The 23,359-nt window shown below is 46.9% G+C and carries 22 protein-coding genes; all 22 read right to left on the reverse strand.

Going from position 1 to position 23,359, the window contains the following annotated elements; all coding sequences use genetic code 11:
- Positions 1 to 458 precede the first annotated feature (458 nt).
- Positions 459 to 2,039: a methyl-accepting chemotaxis protein gene (locus AC51G0_RS21135; protein ID WP_496303620.1), complete on the reverse strand. Its 1,581-nt coding sequence runs from the start codon at positions 2,037 to 2,039 to the stop codon at positions 459 to 461.
- A 228-nt stretch (positions 2,040 to 2,267) separates the two neighbouring features.
- Positions 2,268 to 3,176 carry a helix-turn-helix domain-containing protein gene (locus tag AC51G0_RS21140; protein ID WP_496303621.1) on the reverse strand — a complete coding sequence of 303 codons (909 nt, stop codon included), beginning with the start codon at positions 3,174 to 3,176 and terminating at the stop codon, positions 2,268 to 2,270.
- Between the two features lie 32 nt (positions 3,177 to 3,208).
- A complete protein-coding gene (locus AC51G0_RS21145) occupies positions 3,209 to 3,529 on the reverse strand; it encodes a VcrB family reductive dehalogenase putative membrane anchor (RefSeq protein WP_496303622.1) in 321 nt (106 codons plus the stop codon).
- The gene (locus AC51G0_RS21150) at positions 3,530 to 5,164 is read right to left on the reverse strand and encodes a 4Fe-4S dicluster domain-containing protein (protein ID WP_496303623.1); all 1,635 of its coding nucleotides are present in this window, start codon (positions 5,162 to 5,164) and stop codon (positions 3,530 to 3,532) included. It lies immediately after the preceding gene.
- Between the two features lie 12 nt (positions 5,165 to 5,176).
- A complete protein-coding gene (locus tag AC51G0_RS21155; protein WP_496303624.1) occupies positions 5,177 to 6,283 on the reverse strand; it encodes a tetratricopeptide repeat protein in 1,107 nt (368 codons plus the stop codon).
- Between the two features lie 489 nt (positions 6,284 to 6,772).
- Positions 6,773 to 7,537, reverse strand: coding sequence for an adenosylcobinamide-GDP ribazoletransferase (locus AC51G0_RS21160; protein WP_496303625.1), 765 nt, complete (start codon positions 7,535 to 7,537; stop codon positions 6,773 to 6,775).
- A gap of 19 nt (positions 7,538 to 7,556) precedes the next feature.
- On the reverse strand, positions 7,557 to 8,168 hold the full coding sequence (locus AC51G0_RS21165; RefSeq protein WP_496303626.1) for a histidine phosphatase family protein: 612 nt from the start codon (positions 8,166 to 8,168) through the stop codon (positions 7,557 to 7,559).
- Positions 8,169 to 8,177: 9 nt separating this feature from the next.
- Entirely contained in the window at positions 8,178 to 8,750 is a 573-nt protein-coding gene (locus tag AC51G0_RS21170) for a histidine phosphatase family protein (protein ID WP_496303627.1), read from the reverse strand.
- Positions 8,747 to 10,051: a cobyrinic acid a,c-diamide synthase CobB gene (locus AC51G0_RS21175; protein WP_496303628.1), complete on the reverse strand. Its 1,305-nt coding sequence runs from the start codon at positions 10,049 to 10,051 to the stop codon at positions 8,747 to 8,749. Before AC51G0_RS21175 ends, AC51G0_RS21170 begins: the two co-directional genes overlap by 4 nt.
- Positions 10,052 to 10,062: 11 nt before the next feature.
- Positions 10,063 to 11,529 (reverse strand): cobyric acid synthase, encoded by a 1,467-nt coding sequence (locus tag AC51G0_RS21180; RefSeq protein ID WP_496303629.1) that lies wholly within the window; start codon positions 11,527 to 11,529, stop codon positions 10,063 to 10,065.
- A gap of 44 nt (positions 11,530 to 11,573) precedes the next feature.
- Complete coding sequence (locus AC51G0_RS21185; RefSeq protein WP_496303630.1) at positions 11,574 to 12,593, reverse strand: nicotinate-nucleotide--dimethylbenzimidazole phosphoribosyltransferase family protein; 1,020 nt, start codon at positions 12,591 to 12,593, stop codon at positions 11,574 to 11,576.
- A gap of 5 nt (positions 12,594 to 12,598) precedes the next feature.
- On the reverse strand, positions 12,599 to 13,141 hold the full coding sequence (gene cobU / locus AC51G0_RS21190) for a bifunctional adenosylcobinamide kinase/adenosylcobinamide-phosphate guanylyltransferase (RefSeq protein ID WP_496303631.1): 543 nt from the start codon (positions 13,139 to 13,141) through the stop codon (positions 12,599 to 12,601).
- A complete protein-coding gene (gene cobD, locus AC51G0_RS21195; protein WP_496303632.1) occupies positions 13,131 to 14,195 on the reverse strand; it encodes a threonine-phosphate decarboxylase CobD in 1,065 nt (354 codons plus the stop codon). The genes cobU and cobD overlap by 11 nt, the downstream gene beginning before the upstream one ends.
- Entirely contained in the window at positions 14,195 to 15,175 is a 981-nt protein-coding gene (gene cbiB / locus AC51G0_RS21200; protein WP_496303633.1) for an adenosylcobinamide-phosphate synthase CbiB, read from the reverse strand. The genes cobD and cbiB overlap by 1 nt, the downstream gene beginning before the upstream one ends.
- Positions 15,153 to 16,541, reverse strand: coding sequence for a uroporphyrinogen-III C-methyltransferase (gene cobA / locus AC51G0_RS21205; protein ID WP_496303634.1), 1,389 nt, complete (start codon positions 16,539 to 16,541; stop codon positions 15,153 to 15,155). Before cobA ends, cbiB begins: the two co-directional genes overlap by 23 nt.
- A complete protein-coding gene (gene cobM, locus AC51G0_RS21210) occupies positions 16,538 to 17,347 on the reverse strand; it encodes a precorrin-4 C(11)-methyltransferase (protein ID WP_496303635.1) in 810 nt (269 codons plus the stop codon). The genes cobA and cobM overlap by 4 nt, the downstream gene beginning before the upstream one ends.
- The gene (cobJ, locus tag AC51G0_RS21215) at positions 17,344 to 18,165 is read right to left on the reverse strand and encodes a precorrin-3B C(17)-methyltransferase (protein WP_496303636.1); all 822 of its coding nucleotides are present in this window, start codon (positions 18,163 to 18,165) and stop codon (positions 17,344 to 17,346) included. Before cobJ ends, cobM begins: the two co-directional genes overlap by 4 nt.
- On the reverse strand, positions 18,158 to 19,006 hold the full coding sequence (locus AC51G0_RS21220; protein WP_496303637.1) for a sirohydrochlorin cobaltochelatase: 849 nt from the start codon (positions 19,004 to 19,006) through the stop codon (positions 18,158 to 18,160). Before AC51G0_RS21220 ends, cobJ begins: the two co-directional genes overlap by 8 nt.
- Complete coding sequence (locus tag AC51G0_RS21225; RefSeq protein ID WP_496303638.1) at positions 19,003 to 20,673, reverse strand: cobalamin biosynthesis protein; 1,671 nt, start codon at positions 20,671 to 20,673, stop codon at positions 19,003 to 19,005. Before AC51G0_RS21225 ends, AC51G0_RS21220 begins: the two co-directional genes overlap by 4 nt.
- 3 nt (positions 20,674 to 20,676) lie before the next feature.
- On the reverse strand, positions 20,677 to 21,453 hold the full coding sequence (gene cobI / locus AC51G0_RS21230) for a precorrin-2 C(20)-methyltransferase (protein WP_496303639.1): 777 nt from the start codon (positions 21,451 to 21,453) through the stop codon (positions 20,677 to 20,679).
- A 24-nt stretch (positions 21,454 to 21,477) separates the two neighbouring features.
- Positions 21,478 to 22,707: a precorrin-6y C5,15-methyltransferase (decarboxylating) subunit CbiE gene (gene cbiE, locus AC51G0_RS21235; RefSeq protein ID WP_496303640.1), complete on the reverse strand. Its 1,230-nt coding sequence runs from the start codon at positions 22,705 to 22,707 to the stop codon at positions 21,478 to 21,480.
- A 5-nt stretch (positions 22,708 to 22,712) separates the two neighbouring features.
- Positions 22,713 to 23,357, reverse strand: coding sequence for a precorrin-8X methylmutase (locus tag AC51G0_RS21240; protein WP_496304166.1), 645 nt, complete (start codon positions 23,355 to 23,357; stop codon positions 22,713 to 22,715).
- Positions 23,358 to 23,359: the final 2 nt, after the last annotated feature.

A 23,359-nucleotide genomic window follows, 5' to 3' on the forward strand; every position in this document is an offset into this window, starting at 1 on the left:
CTACAAGAGTCATTACTAAGATAGCCTATTATTTCAACATGTGTATGAAATATCCCACTAAGGGTTAATACTATCCAAACCAACTGATGAAAGTTCGCTTGAATCCCTCTCGCTATAATAAAATTAAATCTGATTATTTTATTTCTTTACATTTATCACCATCAAATAAAGCCTATTCGATGGTTCTGCCTTCGTAATAAAATGTAAATGCATCTCGGATTGAATAATTGATGAAATATAACCAAAAACAACAATCTGATTAAAACTAGCCGACATAATGTTGAACATATAATTCACTAAACAATATTGATACAGTATTTATGCCTGTAAAGTTCTCCCCCAGCCCCGTTGAAGGGTTGTTCATGCTTCCCCGTTAAGGGCCAGTGATAATCTCATCAATGAGACCAGGCCCTATTTGGCCCCAAACACTTAAGGCCACAGGGAAGCTATACAACAAATCACAAAGAAAATGTTGCCACTTGCTGTTCTTGTTCTTGCGCCATCTCGGAAAGCGCCTTGCTGGCCACTGCAATTTGATCAATTAACACCGTATTATCACCTACCAGTAACTTAACTTGATCGAGATTGGTTTGAATCATACCGGCAACCTGTGATTGCTCTTCTGCCGCAGTTGCCACTTGCGTATTGATAGCCGCGATATCGTCCATAGCACTTGTTATCCCCTGCTGGGCTGCAACAGCCTGCTGACGTATCAGCAGGCTCTGTTCCAGCACAGTTAAACTCTGCTGCATACCTGAATTAGCATCTGAAGACTTCAGCTGTAACTGATCAATAATGGACTGGATCTCTTGGGTAGATTGTTGGGTACGCCCAGCTAGCAATCGAACTTCGTCTGCCACCACTGCAAATCCCCTCCCGCTTTCTCCGGCCCTTGCAGCTTCAATGGCCGCGTTAAGCGCCAATAAATTGGTTTGTTCAGAAACACCCTGAATCACCTCAATCACCTTGGCAATATCCATAGATTGCGCCTTGAGCTGATCGATAATAAGCGCAGCCTTCTTGATCTGTGTGACAACCTCAGAGAATGCTTGTTGATCCTGGCTGAGAATATCATGCATCTGTTCGTTGAGACCAATGGCTTCCTGCGCAGAAACATCAGCGTTAACGGCACTCAGGCTCAGTTCCTTTGAGGTTGCGGCCATTTGGTGGATCGCCGTAACTACATGCTCTATTGCCTCATGCTCTTTGGCTGCATTGGCCGCTGCCGTTTCCATCGCCTGACTCAGCTCGAGCGTTGAAGACTGCGCTTCGCCTCCGACAGTTTGCACCCCTTGTATGGTTTTGCTTAACTGTTCAACACTCGTGTTGAAATCCATCGCCAGCGCACTCATTTCATTACTGCCAATGACTTTCGCCCTGCTCCAAAGCTGCCCTTCTGCCAATTCGGCCATCGCTTCTCGTACATGATTGATCGGCTGAACAACCAACCTTGCAGTCAGCCATGTAAACAGCAGCCCAACAAGTAAACTAAGCGGTACAGTAATTACCGCATTACTGATCGTTGCCTGTTGCGATGCCTGCCCTTGAGCCAACTCGACTTTGGCCTGCTGGTTCACGACAACCGAAAGGGTACTTATGACTTGCCTGATCGCTTCATCAGCAGCCAAATAGACTGTCCAGTCTGTCGTTCTGATCTCTTCTTCCGTAATACCTATAAGCATTTGCATCAATCCGGTATAACCTGCAATCTGCTGTTTGAAATCCGCTCGATACTCAGGCCCCAACCGGGCAATCACATCGTCAGCGATAGGTAAGATCTGCGCTACAAGTTCGGGATCAACCTTAGTCCCGTAATCCAAACCTCTGCCCTGCTCTCTTAACTGATTGACCTTATTGGTTAACAACATAAGATCATCTTTGAGCTCAATGACCTGCTTGGTCGCTGTTGTCATCTGTCGGAGGTTATTCTCTAGCTCAACTTTCCCGGCCGTTAATGCTGTAAGAAGAAACAGTGATAACAGAACACCGGGAAGTAACACCTGAGTTTGAACGGAGAGGCGGTAAAACAAACCAAACATGACAATAAACCTATAAAGAGAGTGAAGTAGAGACAAGCCAAACAGTGGAGCACGAATCGATTAATGCCCCAGTTTAGATTTTGCCTAAACATCAAACTTTGTAGAGATTTGACTGATTATGTAGGTGTTTTTTGTGGTAAGTAAAAAAGTGTGAACTGAGCACATATTGCCTCCTGCTTAATATCTGGTGCGGAGGGAATATAAAATTGTCCTTTCTTTAATATTAAGTCAGTTGTTCTCGGCAAAGAACTTAGACATATTACGAAACTCAGTTGGCGAAATATCGGTATGGCGGCGGAAAAACTTCGCCAAGTTAGTCGGCTCATTAAAACCCAGTGTTAAAGCGACTTCAGAAATCGGTGTTGAGGTATAACCCAGCAAGCGTTTGGCTTCCAGAAGCAATCTGGCATCAACAACTTGCTTCGCTGTCATGCCTTTAACTTTCTTGCAAATAGAGTTCAACCGCTTAGCTGTCATTCTAAGTTGTTCGGTATACTCGCTCACGTTGTGCTTTGTCATATAAAAGCGCTCCACCTCATCACTAAACAACTGAAAATCCAACATTTCTTTGCTCTTTGATATTTTCTGAAGGCTGTAATTTGTTCTAAAAAAGGTTTTGAACAGAATGTTTTGCAACAAGTTTCTTTGAATATGCCCGGAAACAATATCTACAGAGTGCTTAAATTCTTCATAAAGCGCATCAAAATCCTTACCGACAACGTCTAGCACTTCCGTCATCACATCAACATTTCTTATTGCTTTCGTCATCGCATAGTTCGCATCAAGGTTATCGATAGGAAACACCTGCGAATCTTCAAAAGTGACGACATAACCATTCCATTGAAACTTTGAATCAAAGTAATGCACTTGATGAGGGCTTAACACAAACAGTGTACCGGGACGACAGTGGTACATCTTGTTATCAATATAATGAAAACCACTCCCCTCAGTAACGAGCATTAGTGCGTAAAAATCAACCCTATGGGGAGTAGAAAGCTCTTCAACCCCTCTTTTCTTAATTAAATCCTTTATCGAATCTGCACTGATCCCTTGCACATAATTTTCGTTATCAAAAGGTATTGTATTAATCATCTTATCTATTCTATGTCTAACCTTACTCGCGAAATAAGAGGGCAAAATGCCCTCTATTTCTTTCAGCCTTGATACGCTTATTGCTGAGTCAATTTCTCTCTATCGCTTAGCACCAGTAGTATTTTTAACAAGACTGCACCACCGACGATGATTGCAGTGCCAACAAATCCTAAGAAGTACCAGCCAGCATTACCCTCATTCTCTCCCAACAGGGTAAATGCACCAGCAATAGTAAGAATGAAAGAGAACCACCAGCCTCCTGCAAGCGACCACTTCCATCCGTTCATACGAAGTTGATAATCTTCAGCCCATACTTTTGCACTATTAAAAATAAAAACCTGCAGTGCACCTAATACCATCCAAAACAGCGGATCTAATACTGTTGATTGTGGAAACATTTAGAATCCCTCCCAGTTGCCATCATATTCCCAATCTTTCTTAATGTCCGTAAAGAACTCTTCAGAACGTAACCACTCTGGTGGTTGGTGGTAGTTCGCTAATCTGCCGCCATTATGAGGTGCCGCATAGGCTTCTGCATCTGGATAATAGAAGAAGTTATGCTGCATAGCGAGTAGCGCTTTACGGGTCATACCGGTTGGATCACGCGGATCGGCCTCTTTAACCAAGGCATGGATCCAGTTATTTCTTCGAGTATAAGGGCAGACTGAAATACATACCCGGCAGCCCTGCTGACCATTTGACGGAAGCGATGACCATAAACGGAAACAGCTATCTTGGTTAAACTCAAAAACCTTATAACCGCGAACAACAATGTCTGGTTTATCCGCCATACTGATTGAGCCACTTGGGCAAGACGTTGCGCAGATCTTACATTCCTCACAAAAGTCACGAATACCGATATCAATTGGCTTGTCGTATTCAAACTCAAGGTCTGTGACCACACAGGCTAAACGGATGTTAGGGCCAACTTCAGGAGTGATCAAACAGCCATTACGTGCAGATTCACCTAGCCCTGCCTTTACCGCAAGGGGCGGCAACGTCATTTCATAATCACCGCCCGGCACCATTGCCCGGCCCGCCCAGCCTAAACGGTTCAGGAAGACTTCCAATTTACCAGAAGCAAATCGGACCGTACTGTACGCTTCATAAGAGGTACCATACGCCGGTGCGGCGTACATAGCGTCCCAGCTCATTGGCACACCAAGGATAATCACTGATTTCCAGTGATCCGGGATTTTATCCCCCCAGTTTTCGCCATCGTCAGGCGTACCACGCATGATGTTCTTAAACACAAAGTCCGGATCCATTTTGGTGATCCCGACGAAACTGCACCCCATCTGGTGAGCAACTTTCTTAATCAGTTTTGTGGCGTGAGCTGGGGTCTTGAAGTTGCGCTTCTTAACAACAGGTAGCGCTTCATCCTCTCCACCAGCACGTTTAGAGCCGAAATTGAGGCTGGCTTCAGCGTCAGGATCACCATACATGGGATCAAAGATGCTCTTAAAGTCAGCAACCTCTGGAGCACCTTCTGGCGGCAGTGGCCAGTTTACAGGAACCCCATTCTCACCGTACATAGACGCATGGTTAGCATGGTCATAGGCATGGGCGATAACATATCGGTCGATATACTTGTGCTGCATTTTTACAGAAAGACTTCTCTGCTTAAGCGCTTCCATCATTTCAGGCCATCGCTTAGGCCACTGACGATAGTAGTTTACTACACGTTGATCAGGGCATGTTTCCCATCCATCGGCAGGGTTCCAACCTTGTTTAATGGCCTTACTGATCATACCAAGGCGTTTAAACAGGAAGTCTTCCCGTTCAGGTCTATACGTTTTACCGACTTTAATGAGTGTTGGCGCGGTATCCACTCGGAACGGTTCTCTATCAAAGAACATATCCTTACCAGCAGCAGTTCTTCCCCAACCGGTATTCTGGTCGGGTTCTCGACCTAAAACAAACCCTGTTGTTGCGCCAACGCCAACGGTCGCGGCAGCGGCAGCTGCACCTCCCATTTTTAAAAAGTTACGACGACTCGGGTTTTGAGTTTCTTCGTCTTTTTCTTTTGTCATCACTATTGCTTCCTATGTAATGATGAGTGCCATATTTCTGAGTAATTCTTTATGCTTCTCTTTATATTTCAGCCGTAATTGAGGCGCAGTTTCTACTAGCTTCACATAAGCGGTCTCTGCCTCATGCCATTGATTCATGGCGAACAGAACGATAAATTTCATCTCTAAGCTGTCTGCATCAAAAGGTTCTACCGTTAAAAGGTCTGTAATATCTTCTAGTGCTTCGTTCCACTTTTTTAACGCAATATTGGATTTGGCACGAACGTATTTTAAATCTGTCGCCAATGGGTGAGATTGAATAAAACGAGAGACAAGGTTGATAGCATCTTCATATTTATCCAACTCGAAACAGGCTATCGCCTCTAATTCATCTAGCGCCGAAACTTCCTCATCAAATCGGCTACGAGCTTGTTGAATAATGGCATAGCTGTCTTCAAAGCGCCTTTCTGCATTATAGCTAGCTGCTAATACCAAATAGGCGCCAACTTTTTCAGGCGAAATAGAAATCAGTTGATTAGCATATTTTCTTGCTTCATCAAACTGCTCCAATTGAAAATAGAGGTAGGATAAATTAAGCAGGCTTCCTATAAATTGTCCGTCTTTATTGAGACTTTCTAAATAGTATTTTTCGGCACTTTTAGCCTCTCCTTGCAATCCCGAAAGGAAACCAAGATGAAAAAGTGGCTCTGCAGACTCAGGCTCTTTTTCACACGCATTGATAAAACATTGCTGAGCTTGGCCTAAAACACCAATTTGCATTAAAGCTCGGCCAAAGTTGATGAAATAAGCGGCTGATGCATCCATATCTAATGGCTGTAAAACCGAGAGTGCTATTTCAGGTTGCTGATGCCTTAACAATAACTCACTGGCATTGACTCTCAGCTCATCGTTTAACACCATCTTATGACCATTGATATAATAAGTGGTTGCCCTTTTTTGTGCTTCCTGAATAAGCTGATATTCGTTATTACTCAATGTAGAAACCACATATTGAATTTCATTTTTCAACATGGCTAACGTTTCTTCATATTTTTTGTACCAGTCAGGGATCATGTCTGACAAGTCAAGAAGTAAGAACAGTTCTTCTATCCACTGATTGGTCTGAGTTTGGTTGTTCATGAGCCTTTGCCTTTAGTAACCTTATCTATATACCCAAGTAACCTCTAAATGCTCATTTCAGCGAGAATTTAGAAGCTTTTAGGCAAGGCGCTGATTTGTAAACATAGTCGCTCTACGTTAAAAATCTGCAACGTAGACTAAGAGTCTATAAAACTCGCCCTTCGGGAGTGAGTCAGCATATTCACTTCTGCGTCAAATGCGTTTGAAAGGACTAGCCATTCCTACACGCACTTTCCTTGAATTGAATACGCTGAACTCACTCTGAAACCTGCATTTAGAGGTCACTTGGGTATATAAGTAGGGTATATGAGAAACAAAAGGCTAAAAGGTAGAAATCTGCCAAGGCTAGATACATTTACGCCACTTCAATTTATTTTGATTTTCATCAATAAATGATACCAAACTGAATAATTATCTGGCCTATCAGCGAGATTGTTCAGTTTGGTATTTAAGTGACATATCTATCTGATGTGGCTTTAGCTAGGAAGTTTAGAGAGGGAAAGAAAGCAGGATTATATAGCAGATGATCTCAGACATTTGCTGAATAGCACCTAGTGCATCTCCCGTGTACCCGCCAACTTGCCTGAGCAGCCATCGGCTGAAGAACACACGGCTTACCAGCATAGCGATCATCAGTATCAATCCCAGCTTTATACCCAAACAAGCAATAATCGTCACCAGCGCAATAGCAAGCAGGGTGATAAAATCGATATTACTACTGGAGCTCTTCGCAACGTTAAGCTTGGATTGCTCCGTTTGGCGAACGTATGCATGGGTATAAATAAAACTCACCGCTAAAGAGCGACTGACGACATAAGCGACAACAAGAGCAACAGGCAAAGACGTTAACGAGGTCAGGAGGGTGAATTTCAACAATAAAATTAAAACAATCCCCAGCACCCCATACGCCCCAACGCTGGAGTCTTTCATGATCTCAAGTTTTCGCTCCCGGGTCATTCCGCCGCCAAAACCATCACAAGTATCGGCAAAGCCATCTTCATGGAATGCGCCTGTGATATAAACACTGAAGATCATCGATAAAACGACAGCAACATCTGCAGGCCAAACCTGAGATGACAGGTAATAGACTAAGGCGGTAAGCAAACCCACCACTAACCCCACCAGGCCACAATATTTATAGGATTCGTTCTTTCTCTCTTCACTATAAGGTATCGAAGCAGATACCGGGACTCTTGAATATATAGAAAGTGATAGCAGAAATACCTGCCACTCACGCAGGGTCATTCTTTTCATATGACTATTGAACCTATGTTTAAAATGACGAATTAGGCCAATGTAATTCTGGCCACAATTTACCGTTGTCATCGTGATAGATGGTGATGGTCAATTTTGCTGCATAAGGAATATTAATGCGTTGTAAATACACTTCTGATCTTGGCATATCCAGAATCATTCTTATGATCTGCTTAATAGCGCCGCCATGAGTCACCAAAAGAATACTCTTGCCTTTATGGTTTTTAAGTAGGCTCGACCAAGCTTTTTGAATACGGTTGTCGAACTCATCTAAGCTCTCTCCATTTGGTGGTGTTGTGTTCCACGGCTCTGACCAGAAAAGACTTAAAGCTTTTAAGTGATTTTCCCAAATCTCATTTCGCTGTCGGCCATCCCAATCACCGAAGTTGAGCTCCATAAAGCCAGGCACCTCAATCACTGGAGTGCTGTATTTTGCTGCATGCTGGTAAGCAAAAGCTGAACAACGCTTTAGGGGGGATGTCATGACCAGATCAAATTCATTGCTTCCAGATACAGCCTCATGCATTTGCTTAAAGCCCTCTTCTGTGAGTAAAAAATCGGTATGGCCGCGAAAGCAATCATCCCCTTCAGGCAAGCCATGACGTAAAAGTTCAATACGAGTTATAGTCATTTTTAACCACTATCCATTTGCCAACATTGACGGCGACCATTCCAGAACAATCGGTGTAGAGTTAGCCTGAATGCCTGAGCCCTCATGCCACGAGGGCGTTCCGTTCATCAGGTTCATAAAAGCCCTCAGCCATTCACCGTGACTGACAAGAACGATATCAGACACCGAATGCTCCCCCTGCAATTCCTCAATAAATGAGACAATTCTTTGTTCAAAGTCCTGCTCAGACTCAACGCTAAACAGGTTATTCAACGCGTCTTCATAGCGCCGGTGGTATCGCTGCCACTGCACTTGAAGCCAATCATCCTGATCTATCACCCTGCCTTCCAGAAGCCCAAATTGTCGCTCTCGCAATCTTTTGTCAACCACGACTCCTGTACCGAGAGTGTTCGCTACAATGGTTGCAGAGTTAAAGGCTCTACCAAGATCGCTGCTGTAGACAACAGGATCCTGCAATAACGGAAGCTCCATATTATGGAGCCCAGTTATTGCAGTAGAGGTTAAGGGGCTATCCAGCCACCCCTGAAGCCTTTTCTGTCGGTTCCATTCTGTCTGGCCATGGCGAATTAACACCAGCCTCATAACGCACCCTTGAAAATATTGGCAACAAGTTCCGGGTTAGACGGGAAATACCAATGGATATAGGAGGCAATAACCTTCTTATGCTGCCAGACCGGATCGAGTTTACGCCCGCGTTGAGAGATGGGGTGACAAGCTATCGCTTCGCTGGAATCTGTTTTCGAATAATGGAAGGTGTGACCCCGTAACGACTCACCGGGTAACAGCTCCCCTTCAACCAAGCCGAGCGCTGCCAGCGAGCCCTGCATCGTTGAATCCGCATTCAAAATTCCGCACATCTCCCCGGACTCTCCTTCAGTATTCGTCAGTGAGTTATTGAGATATAGCATCCCCCCGCACTCTGCCAGCACAGGTTTATTGTCATTCACGTGAGCATGAACTTGCTGCTTCAGGGTCGTGTTTGCAGCCAACTCTTTTAAGTAGAGCTCCGGGTATCCACCAGGAAGATACAGAGCATCGCAATCAGGCAATTCGTCGCCCTGGATCGGTGAGAAGAAGCACAGCTTTGCCCCAAGCGACTCGAGCAGTTCCAAATTAGCTTGATAGATAAAACTAAACGCCGTGTCTTGCGCTATCGCTATGGTGATACCTTCCAGACGTCTCTTTGGCGTTACACTTTCAACCGGGGTGAATTGAGCTTCAGGCGGCAACTTGAGCTCGACATGCTGTGAGATAAGCTCGGCTGCCAGGTTTAATCTGTCATCCAGATCGTCTAGTTCTTGAGCCTGAACTAAGCCTAAATGACGCTCAGGCAACGACAGCCCGAGATTCTTTGGCAGGTAACCACAAAACTCAAGATTGCCTGGCAAGGCTTCTTTGAGCATTTCAGCATGGCCAGCTGAACCTACCCGGTTCGCGACCACACCGTACATGCTGATATCTTGCCTGAAATTAGCCAAACCATAGGCAATGGCACCAAATGTTTGCGCCATGGCTCCGGCATTAATCACAGCAAGAACGGGAATACCCAGTTTCGCTGCGATATCTGCACTAGAACACTGGCCGTCAAACATTCCCATCACACCTTCGATCAGGATGAGATCTGCGTCTTTAGCCGCTTCTGCAACCAACTGGCGACAGTGCTCCTCACCACACATCCAGAAGTCGAGCTGATAGACCGGCTGGTGTGATGCAAATGCCAGGAAGTTAGGATCGATAAAGTCAGGCCCCGTTTTAAAAACCCGGACTTTTTTGCCAAGGTTAGTAAAATACCGCGCCAGTGCAGCCACTACCGTGGTTTTGCCGCTGCCAGAGCTGGGCGCAACAACAACCAGAGCAGGGCAGGAGATATTCGTATTAATCAAAACCGCTTCTCCTATAGGTCTAGATCAGGCCAGAGCTTATTCAAATCCAAATGCTGTTCGATAGCATCGGCAACCCGGTTAATGCCGTCTTCGCGCATCTGCTCAAAATCGCAGCCTTTGGCATCCGTTAATCCAGCCCAGCGTAAAATCTCACCGCACGCTTTTTCTGATTCGAAGATACCGTGCAAGTAAGTCCCAAATACCAACCCATCCATGCCGATACAACCATCTGCGCCAGACTCCAATGCTAACGGTGCATTGCTACCAATGCCTCTGGTAACGCCGGCATGGATTTCATAACCAAATACATCGACTGTCTCTTGTCCCGGCAGGGTTAACGAACCTTTCACTCTCCTCAGTTGCTTCTCGTTTTTGAGCTCAGTTTCCAACGGCAGGTAACCTAGCCCTCGGCTTTCTCCAATGGGGCCTTCAATACCCAGCGGATCAGCAATTAGCTCACCAAGCATTTGATAACCGCCACAGATCCCCATCACTTTGCCGCCCAAACGGAGGTGACGCTCTATCTGTTTGTCCCATCCCTGCTCACGGATAAAGGCCAGATCGCTGCGTACACTTTTTGAACCAGGAAGAATAATAAGATCGGCAGGCGGTAGTGGCTGGTTTTTTCCGGCAAACACAAGATCGACATTAGGGTGCATTCGAAGTGGGTCAAAGTCGGTATGGTTACTGATACGCTGGATAACAGGCACCACCACTTTGAGGCTTGGTCCTTCCGTACTTAACTGGCTAATATTGATGGCATCTTCAGCTTCCAGCATCAAGCCGTGAAGATAAGGTAATACGCCAATAACCGGTTTGCCTGTTTTCTCTTCCAGCCATTCAAGGCCATTTTCGAGCAATGCGATATCGCCTCTGAAGCGGTTGATGACAAATCCCGTAACACGAGACTGCTCGGATTCGCTCAATAGCGCCAGAGTTCCATACAGATGGGCAAATACGCCGCCTCTGTCGATATCGGCAACGATAATAACGGGAATGTCGGCTTCTTCGGCAAAGCCCATATTGGCGATATCGTGATCTCGAAGATTGATTTCTGCCGGGCTGCCTGCGCCTTCAATCATTACGGTTGGGTACTCTGCCTGAAGACGATTAAACGACTCCATCACATAGCTCATGACTTTAGGTTTGAATGCGTGATAAGCCTTAGCATCCATATCCTGAAGAGCCTTACCATGAATGATAACCTGAGCGCCAATATCGGTATTGGGCTTCAATAGAATGGGGTTCATATCTGTGGTCGGTTCAAGCCCACAGGCATAAGCCTGTACGGCTTGCGCCCGGCCAATTTCACCGCCATCAATGGTGACAGCACTGTTGAGCGCCATATTCTGGGGCTTAAACGGTGCGACTTGTATTCCTTTTCGTGCCAGTACCCGACACAGGCCCGCCACAAGGACACTTTTACCCGCATCGGAGGTGGTACCCTGAACCATTAATGCTTGAGAACAAGACTGCATTTTTCTTCCTCTAAAATACCAAACTGAACAATTATCTGTTCCAATCAGAGCGCTGCCAGCCAAACCGAAACGGCATCGTCCAAGCTATCGATAATCTCTTCACCAGACATGCCCTGCTCTTCAGCAAAGACCAAGCTAGCACCCAGACCACACCCCTCCACAACGTAACCTTGCTCGTACTTGTTGAGAGCGGCAAAGCGGGAGTGATTAAAATTCACATTAGGGGTTAAAACACCGCACTGTTTTGGCAACTTTGACGCCGCATAAATCGCATCGGGCGAATCAAATATCCAGCGAGTCGTCGCGATTTTCAGATTTTCTATGCTAATTTCGCTATCCATGGCTATCGCAGGCGCAAACATCATGGTGCCACCCGCTAATATCAGCTCTTTGAGCTCTGCGCCTAACAATGCGCAAGAGGCCCGCTGAATCGGATCGGACAAGTGCAAATCTTGAGAAAAGTGGGCAACGTCAATGGGTAGCGCTTCGGACATCATCAATAGCTGTTTGATGACCTGTTCTTTTCTGGACAGCTTGTCAGGGTCTTTGGTACTGCCAGAAAACATGATCTCCTTGCCGAGCCAGCGCTTTAGCCACACAGTGGCAAAGGTGGTCCCCCCTATTCCGGACTCTGCAATGAGGTGTTTTTCGCCGCTTGCAGCCTGCCTTTTAAGCTCGGGGATTAACTGAGCCTCGATTAAGGCTTTTTCTTTGCCCAGCTCACACTGGTGAATGACAACGTCATCCAATTTACAGCCAGAAAAATCGGGAAGGTTACCCAGACCTAGCTGATAACAATGGAGCCTGATTTTAAATCCGCGTTTTTGCAGGGCGCGTAATATCCCGTGAACCAAAATCGCCGGAGTAACAGAACCGTTTCCCAGTACTGGCGAAGGCAGGTAAGCACCGTTTAAGGTTGTATTGGCTCTGCCGCACACAATCAATTCAGTGTCGCGTGTTGGGTGATACTGCATTAAACCTTCGCCAGCCCCGGCATCGCTTACCAGGTGAAGATCTTTAATCGGTGCAACACCATTTAGGGTAATAAAGTTTAACCACGTCATCTTTGCTACCCTTGGGTTTCGTCTTTTAAAGACAAAGGAAGCCCGGCAACAACCAGCGTCACCTTGTTGATCTGGGCGGCAATAGCCTGGTGTAACCATCCTGCTTCATCAACAAATTTGCGGCTCACTTCTCCCATTGGGATAATGCCGGAACCCACCTCATTACTAACAAAGAACACCTGGCCCGGTAACTGTTCTAGTGTCGATAGCAGGCGAGATTTATACTCTTCCCACCCGGTTTCCGATTCACCAAACAGGCAGTTGCTCAGCCACAACGTTAGGCAGTCGACCAAAATGCAGTTATCTGCCTTACTGAACTCTTGCAACGCTTGGGCAAGCTCTAATGGCTCTTCAATAACAAGCCATTCGTCAGGCCTCTGCGCCTGATGTTTTCTGACCCTTTGTGCCATTTCTTCATCACGAACTTCTGACGTTGCGATATAAATGACAGGCTTTCCAGACGCTTTGGCTTGCTTTTCCGCATAGCTACTTTTACCTGAGCGTGCACCGCCCAATACCAGTTCGATAGTCGGCTTGTTATTCAACATACACAGGCTCCTTGTACGTCGTCAGCTTTCGATTTTCCGCTAACTTCGCTAATGCGACAGCCAAGTGTTCCCACTGCTTTTCACCGGCGGGCAATCCGAAGCGGAGTGCATTTTTTTCATCACAAAGGCGGGTAAGTACTTTCTCCCGACACAGGAAATCGTGACTGGAAATGGCATCATCCAGATACACAGTGGTAAAGAGATTTGTGCCGCTTGTTCTAGCGGTGAGCAATTCTGCTATAAGGCTATTCAAACGTATCGCATTTAGGCGAATAAGGGCTCTGGCAGAATTTTGCCAGGTCGAATCACTCAACGCTTGCTTTACCACCCAGCGACTCGGGCCAGTTACTGTCCAAGGGCCGATTGAATTGGATATTGAGTCCTTAATAGCCTGATCAGCAAAAACAAAACCAACTCTAGCTCCAGCAAGCCCAAAGAATTTCCCAACCGATCTCAGAACTACCAAGTCCCCCATCGCCTTGTTAACGCTTAACATTGACTCATTGGGGGTACAGTCGATAAAAGCCTCATCAATGATTAACGTTGCTTTTCTCTTCGCTAACTCAAAATAGAGAGCAGTCAGCTCATCTCTTCGGCTAAGCTTCCCCGTTGGATTGTTGGGGTTTATCACCAGGATCACATCACACGTAGCCACCTGTTCTTTACTCGGCAGCCCGTCATAAAACTCAACCTGCCAGCAACAGCCATCCTTGCGGTAATTCACCCATGCATGCTGATGCTCTTTATAGCCGATGCTTGGCAGCGCAACAGTACCGCAGCGGCCTAGCTTTTCAGTAATAACCTCAGGCAGAGCCATAATGGCCGCCTGCGAGCCAGCAACCACCACAGGCTCAGTCGGTGCGTTGTAATAATTCGCCGCTGCCTGCTCTAAGCCGTCGTTTTCTTGAGGTAGATGGTTCCATGCGGTTAGCGGTATCTCTTTTACCGGATAAGTAAAAGGGCTCACTCCGGTAGAAAGATCTATCCATTCAGCGGGATCGCTGCCGTATTTATCAGCAACTGCCAGCAAGTTGCCGCCATGTTTTACTGCCATTAACTCACTCCTACCATTACGCAAACTAACCACAAATAACTCAATGCGAAGCTTCCTCTGGTGACAAGTTGATTCGCTTTGGAGATGGCATCCCAGCTAGCGGGTTTTCCGACACCCATGGGTTTCTTATCGTGCAGAACACCGTGGTAATAGGTAGGGCCACCAATCTCGACATTCAGGCTTCCGGCACCAGCCGTCATCACCACGCCACCATTCGGGCTTTTGCACTCTTTGGCCTGTCGTTTCCAACACGCTAATGCTTGGTGAAAATTGCCTTGAAACGCATAGACAACAGCGGTAACTCGAGCCGGTAACCAGCCAAGAACATCATCGGTTTTGGCACTAAACCAGCCAAAATCGATATACTTTTCGTTCTTATAGCCCCACATCGCATCTAACGTGTTGGCAAGTCGAAACAGTATTGCTCCGGGCGCGCCAAAAATAACAAACCAAATCATAGGGCCGAACACCGCATCATTGCCGTTTTCCAAAACCGATTCGATGGTGGAAGAAGTAATTTCCTTCTCCCCCATTTTTTCGGTATTGCGGCTAACAATCATTGAAACCTGATAACGAGCATCCTTAATATCGCCCCGTTTAAGCGGGTGATAAATATTTTCTGCATGCTCTATCAAGCTCTTTCCGCCAATGGTGAGATAGAGAATCAATACATTGAACACTACCGACACGATTAAAGAATATTGAGCAATCAGCGAAAGCAAAAAATAACTAAGAGCGACTAGCGGCATCACAGCTAACACCCAGGCAACAACACCTTGCTGCCTGGTGCTAATAAACGGAATAGCCCGACACCAGCACTCACACTTTTTAGCCAGCCTGCCAAAACCCACCAGAGGGTGGAAACGACTGGGCTCACCCAGCCATTTATCCAGCCACAGACTGGCGACCAGAATAAGTGCACTGATTAACAAGCTCGTACTGATGCCCAAAGAGGCTTCAGGCAACATGAGTACACTCATTCTTTGCTAGCTGATTAAAGACATTTACTGTTGGACTGACTAACTCTGAAAATTGAGCATCTTCTACACAGAAATAACCATTTTCAATCGCCCAACGATTAACCTCTTCATTAAGAGGAACCAGCTTGGCTTTCATTAACGCTTCGGGATGATATTCAATAATTGACTGTACGACGGAGATATCTTCAACCAGCACCCAGTCAACTTGCGGTAAATCAAAACCAAGCGCTTTGTTTTTTCGACAACCGATTTGGTAGTAGTTTTTTTGTTCGCCAAATGCTTTGTCCGCATCAAGTGTCAGTATCAGTGCCTGTTCACTGGTTTGTTCTGACCTGATCCCATACTGAGCCAAAGCCTGACGGACAAACTTATCATTGCTGCTAATTGGCATTGAAAACTTGCGGATATCCCACTCAAGCTCAGTTAATGCCTGCCACCAAAGTTCGAAAGTGGCTAAGTTATCAAAAGCCAGTTCTTGTTGCGTACTAAAGAAGGCTAAGTCTTCTTCATCAATAAAAGACTCTGTTGGTAGCTTAGGAACATTAATGACTTCGCCGCCGCTGTTGGTGATATGGTTCAAGCCATTATGTGAACCGCAAACCAAAAAGCGGGAACCCGCTAACGGCAAGTCTTTTCGCCAATCTAGCTCTTTACTCTGGGCAACCACATCACCCACCACGACCAGAGCAGGGCCCGTTTGCTCCAACATATTGACTCGCTCGCCAATATTAGCCAACGTGCCAGTAATACAATGATGGTCGGCACTTGTTGCAGAGGAGATAAAGGCTACGGGCGTATTAGAGTTTCGACCATTGGCAATCAAGTTTTTCGCATGTTCGGCCAATTTTTTTGCCCCCATGTAAAGAACCAAAGTCCCACCGGCACGGCCAAGTTCACCCCAGGAAGCTATCGTTTTAGAGTGTTGGTGACCACTTACAAATGTCACACTGGAAGCCACGCCGCCACTTGTGAGTGGGAACCCAGAATATGACGCCGCACCCAGGGCAGCCGTTATCCCCGGCACGATCTCGTAAGGCACATCATTGGCAATCAGATCGCGGCACTCTTCCGTGGTACGACCGAAAATGCACGGATCACCGGCTTTCAGGCGGGCAACACTTTTCCCGGCCAACGCAAATTCCATCACATCCGGGTGCATGCCGTAATCAATATGGCAACCTTGATAACCACGATAACCCACTTTATGAAGTTCTACATGATCCGGCACGCTAGCAAGAATAGCGGCACTAACCAGCTTGTCGTAACAGACAACATCACACTCGCTTAATAACTGTTTTGCACGACAAGTTAATAAAGCCGGATCACCCGGGCCAGCACCGATCAAATAGACTTTGCCATTACTCATTGGACGCCTTCACTCTTTGTTGCTTGGTTAGTTACGCTGTTCTCTTCAACGACAGTCGCTTTACGGCAAGCGTGTGAAAAGCTTGGGTCGTACAGCTTGGAATCAACAAAATCGTCGATGGCAAATACCTTGCTGACAATGATCATCGCGGTAGATTTGATATTGGCTGCATGCATTTTGTCTGCGATATCTGCCAGTGTTCCGCGTAGGATCCGCTGCTCGGGGTGAGACGCTTTTTCCACTACCGCCACAGGCCAGTTTTGCGGATAAACATCACTGAGCTCTCTGACCACTTTTCGGATTAAGGTCGCGCTCAAGAACAGGCAAAGTGTCGCTTCGTGGGCTGCCAGAGATTTAAGGTTCTCTTTCTCCGGGACCGGCGTACGGCCGGATGCACGAGACAAGATAATGGTCTGGCATTCTTCAGGCAGTGTTAGCTCTTGTCCAAGCGCCGCCGCAGAGGCCTGGAAGGAAGAAACGCCCGGAACAACCTTCCAGTCGATACCAAGCTGGTTCAGTCGACGCGTCTGCTCGGCAAGTGAAGAGTAGATAGAAAGATCACCGGTTTGTACACGGGCGACATCATGACCTTTTTCCTGGGCACTGGTATAGACCGCAGTGATCGCATCCAGATCCATATCGGCAGAGTTAAGAACCAGTGCATCAGGACGAGCACGTTCAATTACAGCTTTTGGCACCAAGCTACCGGTGTATAAAACAACCGGGCAAGTTTCGACAAGCTTTGCGCCTTTGACAGTAATTAAATCCGGATCACCCGGGCCTGCGCCAATAAAATAAACGGTCATACTCGTTCCTTACTGCTTTCAGTTTCTTGTTTTAATGAACGTCCCGGAGTTTGCCCTGCAAGCGTCTCTCCGTCTTCTAATGTGTATTTGTTCTTGTAGCCACGCGGCGTGACAATCCAATCATCGAATCGGTAACTGCTACTGTTACCGACGATAACGGCCGCATTCATGCCAAATTCCAGCTCGGTAAACTTATCCAGTGTTGAAATCTGCACCGACTGATCGTCTCGATAAGCGGCATTAACCACAGCAACAGGTGTTTGTGGAGTGCGATGTTTCAGCAAAATCTCCTGAGCTTCAATAATGTGGTTCCGCCGTTTCTTAGAACGTGGGTTGTAGAAGGTGATGGCAAAGTCTGCCGCTGCTGCCGCTTCAATTCTTTTAGTGATCACATCCCAAGGCGTTAACAGATCAGAGAGTGAAATCGTGCAGCTATCGTGCCCTAAAGGTGCACCGACCAGCGAGGCACAAGCATTCGCTGCTGTGATGCCTGGAATTGTTTCCACTTCCATTTGCAGAGATTGGTTGGCGATAAGCTCAAAAACCAGCGGCGCCATGGCGTACATGCCCGCATCGCCCGAACAGACCAGCGCAACATTTTGCCCTTCCTGTACATGTTTGATGGCACAATCTGCGCGTTGCCACTCTTTTGTCATACCGCTGCGAACCAAAGCCTGGTTGGTGATAAGCGGCGCGATCAGTTTGACGTACAATCCGTAGCCAACAACAACATCCGCATTGCGGATCACTTCCTGAGCTCGAAGTGACATTAGGTCAAGGCTGCCAGGCCCCAATCCAACAAGAGATAACTTAGCCATGATAAGCCTCCTCAGCAGGTACTTTTAAGCGAACTAACCCTTGGGCAATCTGCAAGAAAATAATATCGGTCACTTCTTTCGTCGTGAGGAGATTAAATGATTCACCATTGTCACTCTGTGCAAGCTGTACATCACAAAGCTCAGATAACTTCGCTTTGATATCTACCATGTCTTTGACAAAGTGGTTACCCGATACAAGTAACAATGGAATAATCCGCAGCTTTGCCTTTTCCGGGGTATCAATTTGAGCAATACGTTTCTTGATCGCAGGCGCAATCAAGTCAAACGGCCATGCCCCTTCCAAAGAGCAGGTAAGGTTTTTATCCGATAGCTGGCTTAGCAGGCTGTCGCAATACCCAATGGCCTGATGGCCTGCGTTGTCTAAATAAGGCGCACCGTGATGAACAAATACATTTAGATCGCTGCCATCTTCAAAGCGTTGGTTTAACCCGGCCAATAGGTTGTTTGCCATATGAGTGTGATGCAAAATCGCTGGCGTATATTCGATATCGGACAGTGAAAACTGGCGGAAGCCCTCTACCATTTTCACTACCTGCTTATGCTCATCGGTTGGGAACAGGTAGCAAGAGACAACCAAAATACGCTGGTAACCTTCCAAATCCAAATTTGCCAGCACAGCAGGAAGGTGTTGATACTCTTCCCCGTCTTGCTTCAGTTTTTTAATGACCATTCGTGAACTAAGGGCAATTCTTACTTCACAATGAGGGTATCGCTCGGCAACCTTTTCCTGCAATTCCAGGTAGCGTTTTTGTTCTACCACAGAGCCAAAGCAACTCAGTACAATCGCTGTCCCTTTGGTGTAATGTCGTAGCCTTTTCATTGTTCTTCTCCTGAAAGCGCAGCTATAGGCGCAAAATAATCTGGGTCAAGTAGTTGAGTAATTGGTTTATCTTCTGCTAAAGCCAGGAATAGCTCGCGCCATTGCGTTTCTGATAGCTTTTCAATATTTCGTAGCCACTGCGCATTATTCACTGATGCTGCTTCGCTTGCGTCACGCTGATAAATGACCATTGTCGAGCGGTTACGACAAGCGCCCGCACACATGGTTCGACTCACTTTGATTCGCTTGCTTCCTGACGCCAGCCCCATCTCTTTAAGCAATCCACGCAGCTCATGCGCTAGATTTTTACCGCCGGCTTTGGCACAGCGACCGCCTTCACACACAAGAATGTGGTGGCGGTGATAAAGCATTGGACGATCTAGATCCGGATGCTTTGGTTTGCACTGGTAACCCTCAACGACTTCATTGCCATAAGCGTTAACCTTGATTTGCTTCTCTTGATGCTGCTTTTCTTGATGTTGCTTGGCATCTGATTGGCCCGCCACACCATGACGGCCTTTGCCACCGTGCTTCTTTTTGCCAAGCCAGTTCTTTCTGTTTTGCCAAACCAACGGCTCTGAAAATGCCCTACGGCAACAGGCCAGAGTCATATTGAAGCCGTCTTGTTTAAAGGCCCATTTAGAGACGATAAGCTTTTCGGTGTTACTCAGTTTTAATGCCGCGGCTTCTGAAACTGAGCAGCTACCAGTCACTTTCTTAACGTAATCAGACGGCTTTTCTATGCCTTTGACTTTATCCAGTACTTCTGGTGCATAGGTTTGGAAAGGCCACTGGTTGTCCTCGGCAAGCTCGATGATCCCTACCTCATCCGCTTTAAGATCAATACTGGCTAGCCCATAAACCGACTCCAGGCAGATATTGAATTCATCACTAAATGCTGCCAAGCCAGCTTTCAGAACTGATAGTGGTGTATTGCGATCACAGCCAATACCGAGAACAATTGACTTAGGACGCCACAGCACCAGCTTGTTTTGCCACTTTTCGAGTTCAATTTGCTTCACATCACTGATCAAGATTGCACCTTGGTACTCATCGGCATTAAGCGCCTCAAGCTTGTCGTGACAGATAATGTGAGCAGGCATCCGCTTTTCATACGTCCACCAGCCTTTCTCGCCAGCACTTTGAATGATGGCAACAGGTTGGTCGTTCACCACCGCCGCAGAAACCGGAGTAATCGCACTTTCAGTAAGAGGATCCAAATACCAGCCAAATGGCGCACCAAGCATATCGACAGACACACTTTCAGAAACATCCGATGCCGTGGTAACCACTGGGGTGGCTTTGACAATATAAGCCACACGTTCGGTCAGTTCATTGGCCCCGCCACGGTGGCCGGAAAGCATAGAAATGGCGAACTTCGCCTGCTCATCCAGACATACAACAGCAGGATCGGTACGTTTATCCCCGAGCAGAGGGGCGATAACCCGGCTAACAATGCCGCTGGCAAAAATAAAAATATGCCCGTCATATTGGCTGAATTTCTCTTCGACAAAGCCAGATAGCGGCAGCGTCAAAGGCAGGGCCGACTCACACTCGTTTATGCCCGCCTCAGAGACAAAGACATCCGCGTACGGCAATGCTCGTTTCAAACGCTGGGCCTGTTTCGCCCCATTTACGGTTATTGCGTAAATCGCTAACTTCATCATCCATTAACTCGCTTTGGCCAAGGCCGTCTCTCTACCTCGTAAAATACCTTTACGAGAACGAATAGAGAGCTGAACCATTGAGAAATAGCGATGCTCTAGCGGGACATCATTGAGATTGGTGTAGATCTCTTCTTTGTCTGTACTTGCATGGGAAACATACGTAGCACAATCTTGAAGGCCAAGCTCTTCAAGCTTCTCCGCAAGTTTCTGGATCATACGGCCTGCTTTGATCAGCATGATGGTATCGAAGTCATGAACAAGCTCTGACAAACATTCAATACCGTAAGTGGCAGGTACAACACAGAATCTCTCCTGACCATCTGCCAGAGGGATCTTGGTTGCCGCAGGTACCGCTGTAATAGACGTCACGCCGGGAACAATGGTTGGCTTAAGATCTGGTTTTAACTCTTCCAGCTCTTCCTGAACGTAGGCCCAGGTACTAAACACCGACGGATCACCTTCAGTCACAAATACAACGGATTTCCCGTCGTTCAAATAGTCGAGAATTTGTCTTGCCGCCGCCTGCCAGGCCGGGACATTTAAAGAGGCGTCACGAGTCATCGGGAAGTGCAGGAAGCAGCGCTCACCCGATATTTGTTCTTCAGAAATAGCTCCGGTCACAATTTCCCAGGCAAAAGAATCTGCTTTCCCTTTGTTTTTTTCAGGGATCGCAATGACATCGGCCTGTTGAATCAAACGTGCTGCTTTGAGTGTCAGTAACTCACTGTCTCCAGTTCCGACCCCAACAGAATATAGGTGCCCTTGCTTAATTGTGTTCATGTTTTTGTACTCCTATATCGCTGTTTATACAGACTTTGTTAAGGTAAATAGATGGATAGGGTTTTCCGCCTGATAGCGAAGATAATGTGCCAATGGCTTGGTTTGTGAGACATTGACAAGCTGCACGTCAAAAGAGAGAGCTTGCTGTTTCGCCCACTGATAGATCTCGGCAACGGTATCTAGCGTGACGGCAGAGACGACTAACCGACCGTTAGTTTCCAACCGAGCCCAAACCTCGGATAAGATGGGATCCATTGCGCCACGACTACCGCCGATAAATACGGCATTGGGTGCGGGTAATTCTGAAAGTGCGTCAGGCGCCTTACCTTTTACCAGTTGGACAATATCGGTACCGTGCGCTCGGATATTGGCTTCAATACTGTCAAAACAATCTGGGTTACATTCCACCGCAAAAACCTGGCCTTTCCAACCGAGCTTCGCAGACTCAATCGCGATAGAGCCAGAGCCCGCCCCAATATCCCAAACGGTATCTGCTTTATTAATGCGCAGTGTTGTCAGCGCTAAGTGACGTACTGCCTGCTTAGTTATTAAGCCATTTTGAGGCATGCGCTTTAAAAAGCTTTCATCGTCGGCAAACTGACCATTTCCGCCCCAGAAATGTTGCTTGGTTCTCTGCGCCACCAAGATATTTAACGGATCAAACTCAGCACCCGATTCAGCGAGTTCTTCTACGTTAAAGGCTGTTATTTGTTCCTTCACCCCACCAAGCTGCTGACAGACAGTTAGCTTCCAGCAGGTTTCGTTATATTGCTGCATGTGACGGGCCACAACTTGCGGCGTATTTTTACCATCAGTTAGTACCGCAAAGAGATCACCTTGCTGCATCTGACTGACAAGGCCAGTTAATTCCCGGCCATGACAAGACAAAAATTGTGCTTCAGACCAGGACAGTGATAATCGTGAAAAGGCGAGCTGGGCTGAGCTTAGCGATGGAATAAATGAAACCGCTTCTGCTCCGACTTTCTTTACCAATGTTGCGCCAATGCCAAAAAACAGCGGATCGCCAGAAGCAAGCACGACAACGTCGCCTTCTTCGCTTTCGTCAATCACTTGGTTCATCCATTGCACGAACCCCTGAGACATATCCAGAAACAGGCCTTCAAATTGCGGGAACCATTCCATGTGCCTAGGATGTCCGGCCACTACTCGCGCCTGACTAACCACGCTAACGGCTCGGCTGGTAAGCCCCAGGCAACCATCCTCCGGCACACCGATTACAGAAATACTGCTCATACTGGTCACACCGTCTGTGCCAGCAGTGCATGGATCGTGGAGACCACAATCGGGCTGCCGCCTTTGCGTCCAATACTGGCTATGTATGGCACTTTGCTCTGTTCAGCCAGCGCTTGTTTTGATTCATCCGCTTTCACAAACCCAACAGGAATACCGATAACCAAGGCTGGTTTGGCTTCTCCGGCTTCGACCATTCTTAATATTTCATAAAGTGCCGTCGGTGCATTGCCGACACCAACAATCGCACCGTCGAGCAGCCCTAGATCCCGCGCCTTGCGCATCGACCAGATAGCCCGGGTATCCCCTTTCTCCTTGGCTGTCGCAATCACATCTTCATCACTGATAAAGCAATAGGTGTTGTTGTTATGAACAGAGAGCCTTTGAGCACTGAGTCCACTGGTGATCATGGTGACATCACTCACGATCGGGCAGCCCTGCCTCAGAGCTTTAAGTCCAGCTTCAACCGCACCATCGCTAAACTGAAATAGCTTGGCGAACTCAAAATCACCGGTCGTATGAATAGCACGTCTGACAACAGGCCACTGAATCTCATCAAAATCATGCCCACCATGAAATTCGTGGATCTCTTGGTCAATGATGGAGAATGAATCTCTTTCTATCGCCTGGCCCTGACGGGTCATCTGTTTCATTT

Source organism: Photobacterium sp. HL06 (genome assembly GCF_059552575.1).

Excerpts from the sequence above, each read along its gene's own strand:
- AC51G0_RS21135 (WP_496303620.1), bottom strand. The coding sequence starts at position 2,039 with ATGTTTGGTTTGTTTTACCGCCTCTCCGTTCAAACTCAGGTGTTACTT.
- AC51G0_RS21145 (WP_496303622.1), bottom strand. The coding sequence starts at position 3,529 with ATGTTTCCACAATCAACAGTATTAGATCCGCTGTTTTGGATGGTATTA.
- AC51G0_RS21150 (WP_496303623.1), bottom strand. The coding sequence starts at position 5,164 with ATGACAAAAGAAAAAGACGAAGAAACTCAAAACCCGAGTCGTCGTAAC.
- AC51G0_RS21155 (WP_496303624.1), bottom strand. The coding sequence starts at position 6,283 with ATGAACAACCAAACTCAGACCAATCAGTGGATAGAAGAACTGTTCTTA.
- AC51G0_RS21160 (WP_496303625.1), bottom strand. The coding sequence starts at position 7,537 with ATGAAAAGAATGACCCTGCGTGAGTGGCAGGTATTTCTGCTATCACTT.
- AC51G0_RS21165 (WP_496303626.1), bottom strand. The coding sequence starts at position 8,168 with ATGACTATAACTCGTATTGAACTTTTACGTCATGGCTTGCCTGAAGGG.
- AC51G0_RS21170 (WP_496303627.1), bottom strand. The coding sequence starts at position 8,750 with ATGAGGCTGGTGTTAATTCGCCATGGCCAGACAGAATGGAACCGACAG.
- AC51G0_RS21180 (WP_496303629.1), bottom strand. The coding sequence starts at position 11,529 with ATGCAGTCTTGTTCTCAAGCATTAATGGTTCAGGGTACCACCTCCGAT.
- AC51G0_RS21185 (WP_496303630.1), bottom strand. The coding sequence starts at position 12,593 with ATGACGTGGTTAAACTTTATTACCCTAAATGGTGTTGCACCGATTAAA.
- cobU (WP_496303631.1), bottom strand. The coding sequence starts at position 13,141 with ATGTTGAATAACAAGCCGACTATCGAACTGGTATTGGGCGGTGCACGC.
- cobD (WP_496303632.1), bottom strand. The coding sequence starts at position 14,195 with ATGGCAGTAAAACATGGCGGCAACTTGCTGGCAGTTGCTGATAAATAC.
- cbiB (WP_496303633.1), bottom strand. The coding sequence starts at position 15,175 with ATGAGTGTACTCATGTTGCCTGAAGCCTCTTTGGGCATCAGTACGAGC.
- cobA (WP_496303634.1), bottom strand. The coding sequence starts at position 16,541 with ATGAGTAATGGCAAAGTCTATTTGATCGGTGCTGGCCCGGGTGATCCG.
- cobM (WP_496303635.1), bottom strand. The coding sequence starts at position 17,347 with ATGACCGTTTATTTTATTGGCGCAGGCCCGGGTGATCCGGATTTAATT.
- cobJ (WP_496303636.1), bottom strand. The coding sequence starts at position 18,165 with ATGGCTAAGTTATCTCTTGTTGGATTGGGGCCTGGCAGCCTTGACCTA.
- AC51G0_RS21220 (WP_496303637.1), bottom strand. The coding sequence starts at position 19,006 with ATGAAAAGGCTACGACATTACACCAAAGGGACAGCGATTGTACTGAGT.
- AC51G0_RS21225 (WP_496303638.1), bottom strand. The coding sequence starts at position 20,673 with ATGATGAAGTTAGCGATTTACGCAATAACCGTAAATGGGGCGAAACAG.
- cobI (WP_496303639.1), bottom strand. The coding sequence starts at position 21,453 with ATGAACACAATTAAGCAAGGGCACCTATATTCTGTTGGGGTCGGAACT.
- cbiE (WP_496303640.1), bottom strand. The coding sequence starts at position 22,707 with ATGAGCAGTATTTCTGTAATCGGTGTGCCGGAGGATGGTTGCCTGGGG.
- AC51G0_RS21240 (WP_496304166.1), bottom strand. The coding sequence starts at position 23,357 with ATGAAACAGATGACCCGTCAGGGCCAGGCGATAGAAAGAGATTCATTC.